At 62.8% G+C, this 14,330-nt stretch carries 12 protein-coding genes and 1 tRNA gene; 9 read left to right on the top strand and 4 right to left on the bottom strand.

The window, feature by feature from the left end; genetic code table 11:
• Nucleotides 1–38: 38 nt before the first annotated feature.
• A tRNA-Arg gene (locus NUH87_RS16345) sits at nucleotides 39–115 on the bottom strand.
• Between the two features lie 412 nt (nucleotides 116–527).
• Between NUH87_RS16345 and gabD the strand changes: the two genes are divergently transcribed.
• The 3 genes from gabD to NUH87_RS16330 all read left to right on the top strand — a co-directional run bounded on the left by gabD (nucleotide 528) and on the right by NUH87_RS16330 (nucleotide 4,772).
• Nucleotides 528–1,970, top strand: coding sequence for an NADP-dependent succinate-semialdehyde dehydrogenase (gene gabD / locus NUH87_RS16340; protein WP_338521681.1), 1,443 nt, complete (start codon nucleotides 528–530; stop codon nucleotides 1,968–1,970).
• Between the two features lie 174 nt (nucleotides 1,971–2,144).
• Nucleotides 2,145–3,428 (top strand): 4-aminobutyrate--2-oxoglutarate transaminase, encoded by a 1,284-nt coding sequence (gabT, locus tag NUH87_RS16335; protein ID WP_040071963.1) that lies wholly within the window; start codon nucleotides 2,145–2,147, stop codon nucleotides 3,426–3,428.
• Nucleotides 3,429–3,560: 132 nt separating this feature from the next.
• Nucleotides 3,561–4,772 (top strand): HDOD domain-containing protein, encoded by a 1,212-nt coding sequence (locus tag NUH87_RS16330; protein WP_338521678.1) that lies wholly within the window; start codon nucleotides 3,561–3,563, stop codon nucleotides 4,770–4,772.
• A 19-nt stretch (nucleotides 4,773–4,791) separates the two neighbouring features.
• Here NUH87_RS16330 and NUH87_RS16325 read toward each other — a convergent pair whose 3' ends face one another.
• Entirely contained in the window at nucleotides 4,792–5,781 is a 990-nt protein-coding gene (locus NUH87_RS16325) for a sensor domain-containing diguanylate cyclase (RefSeq protein WP_338521676.1), read from the bottom strand.
• Nucleotides 5,782–5,929: 148 nt separating this feature from the next.
• The gene (desA, locus tag NUH87_RS16320) at nucleotides 5,930–7,114 is read right to left on the bottom strand and encodes a delta-9 fatty acid desaturase DesA (RefSeq protein WP_338521674.1); all 1,185 of its coding nucleotides are present in this window, start codon (nucleotides 7,112–7,114) and stop codon (nucleotides 5,930–5,932) included.
• A 167-nt stretch (nucleotides 7,115–7,281) separates the two neighbouring features.
• Between desA and dibA the strand changes: the two genes are divergently transcribed.
• From dibA to NUH87_RS16290, 6 genes are all read left to right on the top strand, one after another.
• On the top strand, nucleotides 7,282–9,201 hold the full coding sequence (gene dibA, locus NUH87_RS16315; protein ID WP_338521672.1) for a phosphodiesterase DibA: 1,920 nt from the start codon (nucleotides 7,282–7,284) through the stop codon (nucleotides 9,199–9,201).
• 301 nt (nucleotides 9,202–9,502) lie between these two features.
• On the top strand, nucleotides 9,503–9,685 hold the full coding sequence (gene oscA / locus NUH87_RS16310) for a sulfur starvation response protein OscA (RefSeq protein ID WP_040071968.1): 183 nt from the start codon (nucleotides 9,503–9,505) through the stop codon (nucleotides 9,683–9,685).
• Nucleotides 9,686–9,840: 155 nt separating this feature from the next.
• The gene (locus NUH87_RS16305; RefSeq protein ID WP_338521669.1) at nucleotides 9,841–10,851 is read left to right on the top strand and encodes a sulfate ABC transporter substrate-binding protein; all 1,011 of its coding nucleotides are present in this window, start codon (nucleotides 9,841–9,843) and stop codon (nucleotides 10,849–10,851) included.
• A 160-nt stretch (nucleotides 10,852–11,011) separates the two neighbouring features.
• Entirely contained in the window at nucleotides 11,012–11,830 is an 819-nt protein-coding gene (gene cysT, locus NUH87_RS16300; protein ID WP_338521667.1) for a sulfate ABC transporter permease subunit CysT, read from the top strand.
• A 12-nt stretch (nucleotides 11,831–11,842) separates the two neighbouring features.
• Complete coding sequence (gene cysW, locus NUH87_RS16295; protein ID WP_338521665.1) at nucleotides 11,843–12,715, top strand: sulfate ABC transporter permease subunit CysW; 873 nt, start codon at nucleotides 11,843–11,845, stop codon at nucleotides 12,713–12,715.
• Between the two features lie 3 nt (nucleotides 12,716–12,718).
• Entirely contained in the window at nucleotides 12,719–13,708 is a 990-nt protein-coding gene (locus NUH87_RS16290) for a sulfate ABC transporter ATP-binding protein (RefSeq protein WP_338521663.1), read from the top strand.
• A 57-nt stretch (nucleotides 13,709–13,765) separates the two neighbouring features.
• On the opposite strand, the gene NUH87_RS16285 is transcribed toward NUH87_RS16290, so the two are convergent.
• Nucleotides 13,766–14,290 carry a DUF962 domain-containing protein gene (locus NUH87_RS16285; RefSeq protein ID WP_338521661.1) on the bottom strand — a complete coding sequence of 175 codons (525 nt, stop codon included), beginning with the start codon at nucleotides 14,288–14,290 and terminating at the stop codon, nucleotides 13,766–13,768.
• Between the last annotated feature and the right edge of the window lie 40 nt (nucleotides 14,291–14,330).

Raw genomic sequence — 14,330 nt, 5'->3', positions numbered from 1 at the left:
GCCCCGGATCAACGATCCAGGGCATTTTTATCTGCAGATGGTGCACCAGGCGGGATTCGAACCCACGACCCCTGCCTTCGGAGGGCAGTACTCTATCCAGCTGAGCTACTGGTGCTTATGCGGGCGACATCATACCCATGTCGGCCCGGGGCGTCCATTCAGGTTTTGTCAGGAAATTCTCTGCGTGAGCTTTCACCTGCCGACCGCCCCGGCCCGCCATCCCGGCTTGGGCGATTTCCAAGGGCGTCGCGAAGGCCCGGGCGTTCACGTTGATCAGAAAAACTCCGCAAAAGCGTCTTTTTCGTTCTTTTTTTCGAACAGACTATTGTCCTTTACCCTAGGCGGCCCTAGGATTCGTTTGAGATTTCAAACGCTCTTGTCTGGGTGCTGAACCGCACATCCATCTCATGTGCGCTATTTATGTGCTTCGGCCCGGTGAATGAATTTCCTGACGGCAGCCCCCAAGGCGCCTTTCTACAATCAATAATTCGCTGCGCGCAAGCGCGGTGCTGTTAAGGAAAGCCTACATGCAGCTCAAAGACACCCAGTTGTTCCGCCAGCAAGCCTTCATCGATGGGGCTTGGGTCGACGCGGACAATGGTCAGACGATCAAGGTCAACAACCCGGCCACCGGCGAAATCCTCGGGACCGTGCCGAAAATGGGCACCGCCGAAACCCGCCGTGCCATCGAAGCCGCCGACAAGGCCCTGCCGGCCTGGCGTGCACTGACCGCCAAAGAGCGTGCGAACAAACTGCGTCGCTGGTTCGAACTGATCATCGAGAACCAGGACGACCTGGCCCGCCTGATGACCCTCGAACAAGGCAAGCCATTGGCCGAAGCCAAGGGCGAAATCGTCTACGCGGCCTCCTTCATCGAATGGTTCGCCGAAGAAGCCAAGCGGATCTACGGTGACGTGATTCCAGGCCACCAGCCGGACAAGCGCCTGATCGTGATCAAGCAGCCGATCGGTGTCACCGCCGCCATCACCCCGTGGAACTTCCCGGCCGCGATGATCACCCGTAAAGCCGGCCCGGCCCTGGCCGCCGGTTGCACCATGGTGCTCAAGCCCGCTTCGCAAACCCCGTTCTCGGCCTTCGCCCTGGCGGAACTGGCCCAGCGTGCCGGTATCCCGAAAGGCGTGTTCAGCGTGGTCACCGGCAGCGCCGGCGACATCGGCAGCGAACTGACCAGCAACCCGACCGTGCGCAAGCTGTCCTTCACCGGCTCGACCGAGATCGGTCGCCAGCTGATGGCCGAATGCGCCAAGGACATCAAGAAGGTTTCCCTGGAACTGGGCGGCAACGCGCCCTTCATCGTGTTCGACGACGCGGACCTGGACAAGGCCGTCGAAGGCGCGATCATCTCCAAGTACCGCAACAACGGGCAGACCTGCGTCTGCGCCAACCGCCTGTACATCCAGGATGGGGTCTACGACGCCTTCGCCGAGAAACTGAAGGCGGCGGTGGCCAAGCTCAAGATCGGCAACGGCCTGGAAGAGGGCACCACCACCGGCCCGCTGATCGACGAGAAAGCCGTGGCCAAGGTCCAGGAACACATCGCCGACGCCCTGGGCAAGGGCGCGACCCTGCTGGCCGGCGGCAAGTCCATCGAAGGCAACTTCTTCGAGCCGACCATCCTGGTCAACGTCTCCAAGGACGCGGCCGTGGCCAAGGAAGAAACCTTCGGTCCATTGGCCCCGCTGTTCCGCTTCAAAGACGAAGCCGAAGTGATCGCGATGTCCAACGACACCGAGTTCGGCCTGGCCTCGTACTTCTACGCCCGTGACCTGGGCCGTGTGTTCCGTGTGGCCGAGGCCCTGGAATACGGCATGGTCGGTGTCAACACCGGGCTGATCTCCAACGAAGTCGCGCCGTTCGGCGGCATCAAGGCTTCGGGCCTGGGCCGTGAAGGCTCCAAGTACGGCATCGAAGACTACCTGGAAATCAAATATCTCTGCCTGGGCGTGTAATCCAGTCAGGTGGTTCAGCGAGAGGGGCACGAGAGCGCTGCCCCTGTCGCGTTTCAAACGATACTCCAGTGTGGCCGGAACGCTGTGCCAGTCGATCATCGTATGCTGGTGCAGTGCCTCCCTGCCGCGTCATCCTTGAATCACGCCGCCCGATGAGCGGTGAATGAGGACACCATGAGCAAGACCAACGCATCCCTGATGAAACGCCGCGAAGCCGCTGTACCCCGCGGTGTCGGCCAGATCCACCCGATCTTCGCCGAGTCGGCGAAGAACGCCACCGTGACCGACGTCGAAGGTCGCGAGTTCATCGACTTCGCCGGCGGTATCGCCGTGCTGAACACCGGCCACGTGCACCCGAAAATCATCGCCGCCGTGACCGAACAGCTGAACAAACTGACCCACACCTGCTTCCAGGTCCTGGCCTACGAACCCTACGTAGAGCTGTGCGAGAAAGTGAACGCCAAGGTGCCGGGTGATTTCGCCAAGAAAACCCTGCTGGTCACCACCGGTTCGGAAGCTGTGGAAAACGCCGTGAAAATCGCCCGTGCCGCGACTGGCCGTGCCGGCGTGATCGCCTTCACCGGTGCCTACCACGGTCGCACCATGATGACCCTGGGCCTGACCGGTAAAGTCGTGCCTTACTCGGCCGGCATGGGCCTGATGCCTGGCGGCATCTTCCGCGCGCTGTACCCGAACGAACTGCACGGCGTGAGCATCGACGACTCCATCGCCAGCATCGAGCGCATCTTCAAGAACGACGCCGAGCCACGTGATATCGCCGCGATCATCATCGAGCCGGTCCAGGGCGAAGGCGGTTTCTACGTCGCGCCAAAAGAGTTCATGAAGCGCCTGCGTGCCCTGTGCGACCAGCACGGCATCCTGCTGATCGCCGACGAAGTGCAGACCGGTGCCGGTCGTACCGGTACCTTCTTCGCCATGGAACAGATGGGCGTTGCCGCCGACCTGACCACCTTCGCCAAATCCATCGCCGGCGGCTTCCCGCTGGCCGGTGTCTGCGGCAAGGCCGAATACATGGACGCCATCGCTCCAGGCGGCCTGGGCGGCACCTATGCCGGTAGCCCGATCGCTTGCGCCGCGGCCCTGGCCGTGATGGAAGTGTTCGAGGAAGAGCACCTGCTGGATCGCTGCAAAGCGGTCGGCGAGCGTCTGGTGACCGGTCTGAAGCGGATTCAGGCCAAGCACCCGGCAGTGATCGGTGAAGTGCGTGCCCTGGGCGCGATGATCGCCGTGGAACTGTTCGAAGGCGGCGACAGCCACAAGCCGAACGCGGCCGCCGTGGCCCAGGTCGTGGCCAAGGCCCGTGACAAGGGGCTGATCCTGCTGTCCTGCGGCACCTACGGCAACGTGTTGCGCGTACTGGTCCCGCTGACCTCGCCGGACGAGCAACTGGACAAGGGCCTGGCAATCATCGAAGAGTGCTTCGCCGAACTCGCCTGAGTTGTGACCTGATCGACAGAAAGACCCGCTTCGGCGGGTTTTTTTGTTGTATGACGTCCCAATAGTGGCTTTTGGCTGTATCTGCCTGCGCGCATTGACTAAGGTATCAGGACTGCCCTCGGAGAGTGCTTGATGACTGCTGTGGATTTACCTGCTGCACCCCGTGTATTGATTGCCGAGGCGGACCCTTGGCCACGGGATCTGCTGAAGCAGGTGCTGTTGAACGTGCGCTGCGATGCACAACTGGAAATCTGTGCCGATGGCCACGAGGCGTTGGAGTTGCTCAACGAGCAAGCGTTCGACCTGGTGATCGCGGACTGGGAGCTGCCGGGTGTCGACGGCCTGAGCCTGCTGCGCGGCTTGCGCCAGAAGAAACGCAATCCGCCGCTGCCGTTCATCCTGGTGGGGGCGCGCAACGACGTGGCCAGCGTGCGGGAAATCCTGCCGCTGCACCCGACCGCCTACCTGACCAAGCCCCTGAGCCTGGAAAGCCTGACCCAGCGCCTCCAGGATCTGCTGCTGGATGCCGGGCAGGCGGTCTCGTGCGAAGTTCCGGCGCTGGGGCCGGGCATGAGCCTGGAGAAGTTTCTGGAACACCGCCGCGGGGAATCGGACGGTGCGCCGTTGATGGCGGACGTGCAGATGGCGGTCAATCGCAGCCTCAATCCCGGCGACCTCGACCTGAAGGCGCTGGAGCAGGACGTACGCACCGACCCGCAAATCACCGCGGTGTTGATCGCCGCCGCCAACAGTGCGGCGCAGCATCACGGCAGTGGGGTTCAGACCCTGGCCCAGGCGTTGCAACGGCTCGGTGTGGCGCAGAGCATGAACCTGATCCTCGGCCTGACCCTCAAGCGCAGCGCCCGGCTCAGTGACGCGGCCCTGGGCGACTACGCCGAACGCTACTGGGACTTGTCGCTGCACACGGCCGAATACGGCTACTCGCTGGCCCGCTTGCTGGATCTGGATCCGGAGCGTTGTTACTGCGCCGGGCTGTTGCATCGTCTGGGCGACCTGGCCCTGCTGCGTTGTCTGCAAGAGTGGCTGAGCGCGGGAGGTGAGCTGGATGACGAACTGATCGGCGAATCGCTCCATGCCCTGGGCGCGAGTTTCGGTTCGGCGCTGCGCACGCGCTGGCGCCTGCCGCTGGAGCTGCGGGAGCTGATTGCGGCGGTCTACCAGCTCGGTGGCGGGGTTTACTCACGCGAGGCCCTGGTGATGAACCTGGCGGCGCAACTGGCGCGGCTGACGCCCCATGAGGGCGTTGAGGAGATCGCCAAGGGGCGCACGGCCCGCTTGCTGAAGGTCGGGTTGCCGGAGCTGGTGCGTTTGCGCAAGAACTGACGATCGCGCCGCCGCCGCGCTACGCCAGCACGATCTGGTTCTTGCCCTGGCGCTTGGCCTGGTACATGGCGCTGTCCGCCCGGGCGAACAGCGGGTCGAGGGTTTCATCCTCCGGCGTCAGCCCGGCCAGGCCCTGGCTGACGGTGACGCCAAAGCCCTTGCCATCATGGCTGAAGCTCAGGCGCTGGATTTCCCGTTGCAGACGTTCGGCGATCTGCCGGGCCATTTCCGGTGTGCAACCGGGCAGCAGCGCGGCGAACTCTTCACCGCCAATGCGCCCGAACAAATCCCCAACCCGTAACGCTCCGCGCCCGGTTTCAGCGATCCGTTGCAACACCAGGTCGCCTTCGGGGTGACCGTAGGTGTCATTGATCAGCTTGAAGTCATCGATGTCCAGCAGCAGGAATGTCAGGGGCGAACCTTCCAGCCGTGCCTCTTCGAAGGCCCGCTGGGCGCTGTCGAAGAAGTGCCGGCGGTTGCTGCTGCCGGTCAGCACATCGGTGCTGGCCAGGCGCTGCAACTCGTCCTCCAGCGCTTTCTTCTCGGTGATGTCCTCGGCCATGCCGACCACGATCAGCCGCTGTCCCGGTTCGGAATGGCGACTGATGAAGCATTTGTCGCTGAGCCAGCGCAGCTGCCCGTCGGCACTGATGATGCGGTACTCGCGGTCCTCCACCGCCCCTGTTTCCAGCACCTGGGCCAGGCTGCGTTCGGCGTAGTCGAGGTCGTCGGGGTAGATGCTGTTGCGCCATTCGTTGGCGTCGGCCAGCAGCAGGCCGGCCGAGCGGCCGAAGATCCGCTCGTAGGCGGGGCTGACGTAGAGCATCTGCCGGGTGTTCCAATCGAGGGCCCAGAGCACCGCATTGACGCTGACCAGCAGGGAACTGAAGAGCTGTTCGCGTTCGCTCAGGCGCGCAACTTCACCTTGTGCGTGCATCAAGGCCAACAGGGTTTCAGCGGCTTCGGGCCACTGGTGAAGGGAGGGCGGTTTCGGGTTCTTGGTGATCATCGGCACTGATCTCACAGGGCGTGCCGTACTTTATGGAGCAACGGCCACGCTACAGCCCGCCGGGACGGCGACGTGCAGTTTGAGATAGGGGCGGGGCCGCTAAGTTCCCGATCGGCGCGCTCTGGAGGGGGCGCGCCGATCAACGGCATCAAGCCATGGTGGGACGCAGCGAGTAGGTTTTCAGCTGGTTGGCGAAGTCGCGCAACGACTGGATGCCGCTGGCTTCGGCCTCGTGGACCCACTCCTTGATCGCGGCGAGCATGTCGTGGCCATTTGAGCTGGTCTTGACCCAGATCTGTTGCAGGGCCAGGCGTTTCTCGTAAATTACCTTGAGTGCCTGGCTGTGGGCCAACATGGTTTCGATGCGGTCCTGGTGTTTCTCGCTGAGCAGGCTGGTTTCCCGCGACAGCAGGCGCTTGGCGCGATGGAACTGATGGCGGACCGAATGATCGACCTTGGCCAGCTCCTGTTTCACCAGCGGCGCGATCACCAGCTTGCGGTACTGGGCCATGATCTGGAAACGGTTGTTGAGGATCGCCATGGCCGTGTCCATGTCCAGGTGGCCCTTGCCTTCGACCCGGTGGGCGATGGGCGCCACGCGTTGCACCTTGGCCAGGCGCAGGAAGCTGAAGACCTGGATCCAGGCCCAACCCAGGTCGAACTCCCACTTCTTGACCGACAGCTTGGCCGAATTGGGGTAGGTATGGTGGTTGTTGTGCAGCTCTTCGCCGCCGATCAGGATGCCCCAGGGCAGCAGGTTGGTGGCGGCGTCACGGCATTCGAAGTTGCGATAGCCGACCGCGTGGCCCAGGCCGTTGATCACTCCGGCGGCCCAGAACGGAATCCACATCATCTGGACGGCCCAGACGGTGATGCCGATGGCGCCGAACAGCAGCAGGTCGATCACCGCCATGAGGGCGACGCCGAGCAGTTTGTAACGCGAGTAGAGGTTGCGCTCGAGCCAGTCGTCCGGGCAGTTCTTGCCGTAGATGCGCAGGGTCTCGGGGTTGCCGGCCTCGGCCCGGTACAGCTCGGCGCCGGTGCGCAGGACGGTGGACAGGCCGAGGATCACCGGGCTGTGGGGATCGTCGACGGTCTCACATTTTGCGTGATGTTTACGGTGGATAGCCGTCCACTCGCGCGTATTCTGTGCCGTGGTCAGCCACAGCCAGAAGCGGAAAAAATGTTTCAGGCCGCCGTTGAGCTCCAGGGAGCGATGGGCCGAATAGCGGTGCAGATAGACCGTGACGCCGACAATGGTCACGTGGGTCATCAACAGGGTGACCGCCACCACTTGCCAGGCTGACAGGTCAAGAAAACCGTTGTACCACATAGGCTGTATGGCCCTCGATAAAGTAAAGAACAGCGAGTGCATTATCACCGAGCCCACAGAGAAAACCAGTCGCTGTTTCAGATAAGAGTGGCGGGATGTTTCTTACTCTATAATTCCGGCCAGTTTGTAGGGCAATTTGGCGTTTCTAGAGGGAATTAGTACCGTTTATGTCGATTTCAAATCGTAATGCTCTGAAGGTGGGCCTGTTGTACCTGCTGTTGTCGATCCTCTGGATCCAGGTCAGCCAGCAGCTGTTGAGCAGCTTTTTCGATGACCCCGAGCAGTTGGAGCACTGGCAGATCGTTCGCGGCTACCTGTGGGTGAGCGTCAGTGCCGTGCTGATTTTCCTGATCCATGCGCGTTACCAGGGTTTCATCCATGCCGCCCAGGCGTTGAAGCCCAGGTCCGAGGATCGCGAGCGTTTGCGCCAGGCCGCCGCGGTGTTCGATTGCACCCGCGAGGGGGTACTGGTCACGGACAAGGAGGGCTTGATCGTCCACGTCAACCGCGCCTTCGTCGCCATTACCGGTTATCAGGAAGCCGAGGTGCTGGGGGAGCGGCCGAACCTGTTCAAGTCCGGTCGGCATTCGGCGGAGTTCTACCAGAAGGTCTATCAGGCGCTGGAGGCCACGGGCGAGTGGAGCGGCGAGATCTGGAACCGGCGCAAGAGCGGCGAAATCTACCCGCAATGGCAGACGATCCGGGCGATCCGCGACGACCATGGGCAACTCAGCCAGTATGTCGCGGTGTTTTCCGATATCAGCGCGATCAAGGACTCGCAGCACGAGTTGGCGCAGCTGGCGAACTACGACCCCCTGACCGGCCTGCCCAATCGCCTGCTGTTCACCGACCGCGCCACCCAGGCGTTGGCCTCGGCGCAGGTGCACAAGCGCGGTTGCGCCTTGCTGCTGATCGACCTGGATCACTTCAAGATCATCAACGACAGCCTCGGTCACAACATTGGCGACCAATTGCTCAAGGCGGTGGGCGAGCGCCTGCAACACCTCTTCGGCAGCGGTATCAGCCTGGCCCGCCTGGGCGGTGACGAGTTCGCCGTGCTGGCGGAGAACTGCCCGCAGGTGGTGCAGGCGGCGGCCCTGGCGCAGCGGGTGATCGAGGGCTTGAAGGAACCGTTCCTGCTCGACGGGCATCAATTGTTCATCAGCGCCAGTATCGGCATCAGCCTGTTCCCCAGCGACTCGCTGAATGCCGAGCAACTGCTGCGCAATGCCGACTCCGCCTTGTTCAAGGCCAAGAGCGCGGGTCGCGAAGGCTATGCCTTGTACACCGAGGAACTGACCGCCCACGCCCAGCACCGGGTGGAAATGGCCGGCGAGTTGCGTCGGGCGCTGGAGCAGGACGAGCTGCGGGTGTATTACCAGCCGGTGCATGAATTGGGCAGCAGCCGGCTGGTCGGGGTCGAGGCCCTGGTGCGCTGGGAGCATCCGCAGCGCGGGCTGGTGTCGCCTGGCGAGTTCATTCCGATTGCCGAGCGTACCGGGCTGATCGCCGAGATCGATGCCTGGGTCATGGAACAGTCCTGCCGGCAGATGTGCCAGTGGCTGCGGGAGGGGGTGGTGTTGTCCTTTATCGCGGTGAATGTCTCCAGCCGCCTGTTTGCCCGGCGCGAGCTGTACCAGCAGGTGGCGAAGGTGCTGGACGACACCGGCCTGGACCCGGCGCTGCTTGAGCTGGAGGTGACCGAAAGCGCGGTGATGGACGATCCGGAGGTGGCGTTGGAGCAGTTGCATCGCCTGCGCGAGTTGGGCGTGAGCCTGGCGATCGACGATTTTGGCACCGGTTATTCCTCACTGTTGCGGCTCAAGCGGCTGCCGGTGCAGAAACTCAAGATCGACCAGGGCTTCGTCGCCGGCTTGCCGTGGGACGAAGACGATGCGGCGATTGTCCGGGTGGTCATCGCCCTGGCGCAAAGCATGGGCATGCAGGTGCAGGCCGAGGGCATCGAACAGGCCGAGCAGGCGCGCTTCCTGCTCGATCAGTCCTGTGATCTGGGGCAGGGCTACTGGTTCGGGCGGCCGATGCCGGCGCAGAAGCTCGACTGGCAGTGTGCGCCGGTGATTGCGTGACTATCTGAGCCTTGCGGCGCCTGTCCGGACGCTATCGCGAGCAATCGAGCGTCGACCGGCTGCTCCTACAGGATTTGTGTCGTACGCAAATCCTGTGTTCGACACAGCCCCTTTGTAGGAGCCGGCTTGCCGGCGATCCGACGCGCAGCGGCGGCCATCCCCCGCACTCTCCATAATGAAAGTTTGGTTATATTAAAATTCTTAAATAGTATTTTTAAGAATAACCTCGCCTGTCTAAGATTGCCTCACGCCACAAGCAGTGCCCCACTGCCGGGGCCACTCTCATTTCAGGAGCACGACCATGAGCGCATCTCTGCGTAGCGTTGACGGCCAGGACGAAGCAACCATTCTGCGTGAGATCCAGAGCGCCTTGCGCGATCTGCGTTTCGGCGCCGTCGAGATCACGGTCCACAACGCTCAAGTGGTCCAGATCGAACGCAAGGAAAAATTCCGCCTGCAAAACCCGGGCAGCAAACCCAGCTGACCCCCGCGTCTTCCTCTGTGCAAGCAGAGGCCCGATGGGTCACCTGCGGGCGTCATCCATGACCCCCAGCCAGAACCAGAGCGTTCGTGTCCGAATGCGGGCCTGAAGCGCCATAAGAAAAAAGCCGATACACCAGAATTTTCGGGAGCTTCACCATGTCGTCGATTCGCCGTTACGCCCTGGCCGCGCTCGCCAGTGCCGTGTTTGCCGGTTCCGCGGTTGCCAAGGATTACGAACTGCTCAACGTGTCCTACGACCCGACCCGTGAGCTGTACCAGGACTACAACGCCGAATTCACCAGCTTCTGGAAGCAGGCCCACCCCGGCGACAACGTGAAGATCCAGCAATCCCATGGCGGTTCGGGCAAGCAAGGCCGCGCCGTGATCGACGGCCTGCGCGCCGACGTGGTGACCCTGGCCCTGGCCGGCGACATCGACGAAATCGCCAAGCTGGGCAAGACCCTGCCCGAGGACTGGCAAAAACGCCTGCCGGACGCCAGCACGCCCTACACGTCGACCATCGTGTTCCTGGTGCGCAAGGGCAACCCCAAGGGCATCAAGGACTGGGGCGACCTGATCAAGAAAGACGTCTCGGTGATCACCCCGAACCCGAAAACCAGCGGCGGCGCGCGCTGGAACTTCCTCGCCGCCTGGGCCTACGGCCTGAAGGCCGGCGGCAGCGAAGCCAAGGCCCAGGAATACGTCAAAGAGCTGTTCAAGCACGTGCCGGTCCTCGACACCGGTGCTCGCGGCTCGACCATCACCTTCGTCAACAACGGCCAGGGCGACGTGCTGCTGGCCTGGGAAAACGAAGCGTTCCTGGCCTTGAAGGAAGACGGCGGCGCCAACAAGTTCGATATTGTCGTGCCGTCCCTGTCGATCCTCGCCGAGCCGCCAGTGGCCGTGGTCGACAAGAATGCCGAGAAAAAGGGCAACAGCGAAATCGCCGAGGCTTACCTCAAGCACCTGTACAGCCCGGCCGGCCAGGAAATCGCGGCGAAGAACTTCTACCGTCCGCGTGACGAGAAGGTCGCCGCCCAGTACGCCCAGCAGTTCCCGAAACTGGACCTGGTGACCATTGACAAGAACTTCGGCGGCTGGAAATCGGCGCAACCGAAATTCTTCAAGGACGGTGGCGTGTTCGACCAGATCTACCAGGCCCAGTAGGAGCGAGCTTGCTCGCGAAGAACGTCAACGATAACGCGTATATTCTGGATGAACGCGGTGCCCTTGAGATCTTCGCGAGCAAGCTCGCTCCTACAGTGGTCACGAGAGCCCGCATTCATTTGCGGGTTTTGCATGTCCGTTCCGCTAACCAAGGACTTCTATGTCGCGTCGTATCTCCCCCGTCATACCCGGCTTCGGGCTGACGCTGGGCTACACCTTGGTGTACCTCAGCCTGATTGTGCTCATCCCCCTGGCGGCGATGTTCGTGCATGCCGCCCAACTCACCTGGGAGCAGTTCTGGGCGATCATCTCGGCCCCGCGTGTGCTCTCGGCGCTGCAGCTGAGCTTCGGTACCGCGCTGTATGCGGCGATCATCAACGGCATCATCGGCACGCTGCTGGCCTGGGTGCTGGTGCGCTACAGCTTTCCGGGGCGCAAGATCATCGATGCGATGATCGACCTGCCGTTCGCCCTGCCCACGGCCGTGGCCGGTATCGCCCTGACCGCGTTGTACACGCCCACCGGGCTGGTCGGGCAGTTCGCCGCCGAGCTGGGCTTCAAGATCGCCTACACCCCGCTGGGGATCACCCTGGCGCTGACCTTCGTGACCTTGCCGTTCGTGGTGCGGACCGTGCAGCCGGTGCTGGCCGACATCCCCCGGGAAGTCGAGGAAGCCGCCGCCTGCCTGGGCGCCAAGCCGCTGCAGGTGTTCCGTCATATCCTGGTGCCGGCCTTGCTGCCCGCCTGGCTGACCGGTTTCGCCCTGGCCTTTGCCCGGGGCGTCGGCGAGTACGGTTCGGTGATCTTCATCGCCGGCAACATGCCGATGAAGACCGAGATCCTGCCGCTGCTGATCATGGTCAAGCTCGACCAGTACGACTACACCGGCGCGACCTCCATCGGCGTGCTGATGCTGGTGGTTTCCTTTGTCCTGTTGCTGCTGATCAACTTGTTGCAGCGGCGTATCGAAACCCCATAAGGAGGCGCGAACATGTCCCAATCGTCCATTAGCGCCGTTTCCTCGGCCAACGCTGCCCGCCGTGGCAGCGCCACCTCGCGGCGGGTCCTGATCGGCCTCGGCTGGCTGATCTTTGCGCTGTTTTTACTCCTGCCGCTGTTGATCGTGGTGTCCCAGGGCCTGAAGCTCGGCCTCGGCGCGTTCTTCACCGCGATCTTCGAACCGGATGCCCTGTCGGCGCTGAAACTGACGGTGATCGCCGTGCTGATTTCGGTGCCGCTGAACCTGGTGTTCGGCGTCAGTGCCGCCTGGTGCGTGAGCAAGTACAGCTTTCGCGGCAAGAGCATGCTGGTGACCCTGATCGACCTGCCGTTCTCGGTGTCGCCGGTGATCGCCGGTCTCGTCTATGTGCTGATGTTCGGCGCCCAGGGGATCTTCGGGCCCTGGTTGGCGGACCACGATATCCAGATCGTCTTCGCCCTGCCGGGCATCGTCCTGGCGACCATCTTCGTCACCGTACCGTTCGTCGCCCGTGAACTGATCCCGCTGATGCAGGAGCAGGGCACCCAGGAAGAAGAGGCCGCGCGCCTGCTGGGCGCCAACGGCTGGCAGATGTTCTGGCATGTCACCGTGCCGAACATCAAGTGGGGCCTGATCTACGGCGTGGTGCTCTGTACCGCGCGGGCCATGGGCGAGTTCGGCGCGGTGTCGGTGGTTTCGGGGCACATTCGCGGGGTGACCAACACCCTGCCGTTGCACGTCGAGATCCTCTACAACGAATACAACCACGTGGCCGCGTTCGCCGTGGCGAGCCTGTTGCTGATCCTGGCGCTCTTCATCCTGCTGCTCAAGCAGTGGAGCGAAAACCGTATCAACCGCCTGCGCGCCAGCGCCGCGGAGGAATAAGTCATGTCGATCGAAGTCCGTAATGTCAGCAAGAACTTCAACGCCTTCAAGGCCCTGGACCGCATCAACCTGGATATCCAGAGCGGCGAGCTGGTGGCCTTGCTCGGCCCGTCCGGTTGCGGCAAGACTACTTTGCTGCGGATCATCGCCGGGTTGGAAACCCCGGATGACGGCCGCATCGTGTTCCACGGCGAAGACGTTTCCGGCCACGACGTGCGCGACCGTAACGTCGGTTTCGTGTTCCAGCACTACGCGCTGTTCCGCCACATGACGGTGTTCGACAACGTCGCCTTCGGCCTGCGCATGAAGCCGAAGAATCAGCGCCCGAGCGAAAGCCAGATCGCCACGAAGGTCCATGAGCTGCTGAACATGGTGCAGCTCGACTGGTTGTCCGACCGCTACCCGGAGCAGCTGTCCGGCGGCCAGCGCCAGCGGATCGCCCTGGCCCGGGCCCTGGCGGTGGAACCCAAGGTGCTGCTGCTGGACGAGCCCTTCGGCGCGCTGGACGCCAAGGTTCGCAAGGAGCTGCGGCGCTGGCTGGCGCGACTGCACGAAGACATCAACCTGACCTCGGTGTTCGTCACCCACGACCAGGAGGAGGCCATGGAAGTCGCCGACCGCATCGTGGTGATGAACAAGGGCGTGATCGAGCAGATCGGCTCACCGGGCGAGGTGTATGAAAACCCGGCCAGCGATTTCGTCTACCACTTCCTCGGTGACTCCAACCGCCTGTACCTGGGGGAAGATCATCACGTGCTGTTCCGGCCCCATGAAGTGTCGCTGTCGCGCCATGAGCTGGAAGACCACCACGCCGCCGAGGTGCGCGATATCCGCCCGCTGGGTGCGACGACCCGGGTGACCTTGAAAGTCGAAGGCCAGAACGAACTGATCGAAGCCGAAGTGGTGAAGGACCACGACAGCCTGATCGGCCTGACGCGGGGCGAGACCTTGTTCTTCAAGCCCAAGGTCTGGCAGAAGCTGGTCAATGCCTGACAGGGTTGTGAATAACTTATGGCGAGCGGGAAAGCCCGCTCGCCACAATGATCATGTTCAGGCCCTGACGTTTTTCTCCCGCAGCCACACCACCCCCGCCCGCGCCTCGATCTCATGCTTGAGGCCCTGACGCAGCCCCAGCAGGAACAACAGCTCCGTCACCACGAACAGCGGCCCGACGATCAGCCCGCTGAGATCATCGACAAACGCCGGTTTGCGCCCTTCGTAGTAATGCCCGACGAACTGGATCGCCCAGCCGATCACGAACAGGCCGATTCCGCTCGCCAACCACACCAGCGTGCTCTGCGCCGCGAGCAGTTGGCCCGCCCAAACGGATAGGCCGAGCAGCACCGTCATCAGTAGCCCGAGGGCCCGTTCCAGGCGCAGATAAAACACCGCCGAGGCCACCGCCAAAAGCACCGCGGGACTGATCCCGAGCCCGGCCACCGGCCATTGCGGGCGTGACAGCAACACTGACACGGCGACCACGATCAATGGAATCCCGATGAAGTGGCTGGCGATATTGCGCGGGTCACGGTGATAGGCCGCGTATTGACTGAGGTGCTCGACGAGGTTTTTCATTGTTATTCCTCCTGTAGGGTGATGGGATCATGCCCTGCGT

Origin of the sequence: Pseudomonas batumici, from assembly GCF_036585405.1 — a bacterium.
GTDB lineage: Bacteria > Pseudomonadota > Gammaproteobacteria > Pseudomonadales > Pseudomonadaceae > Aquipseudomonas > Aquipseudomonas batumici.
The sequence above is the reverse complement of the archived record's forward strand: the minus strand, read 5'-3'. Positions and strand labels throughout refer to the sequence as shown.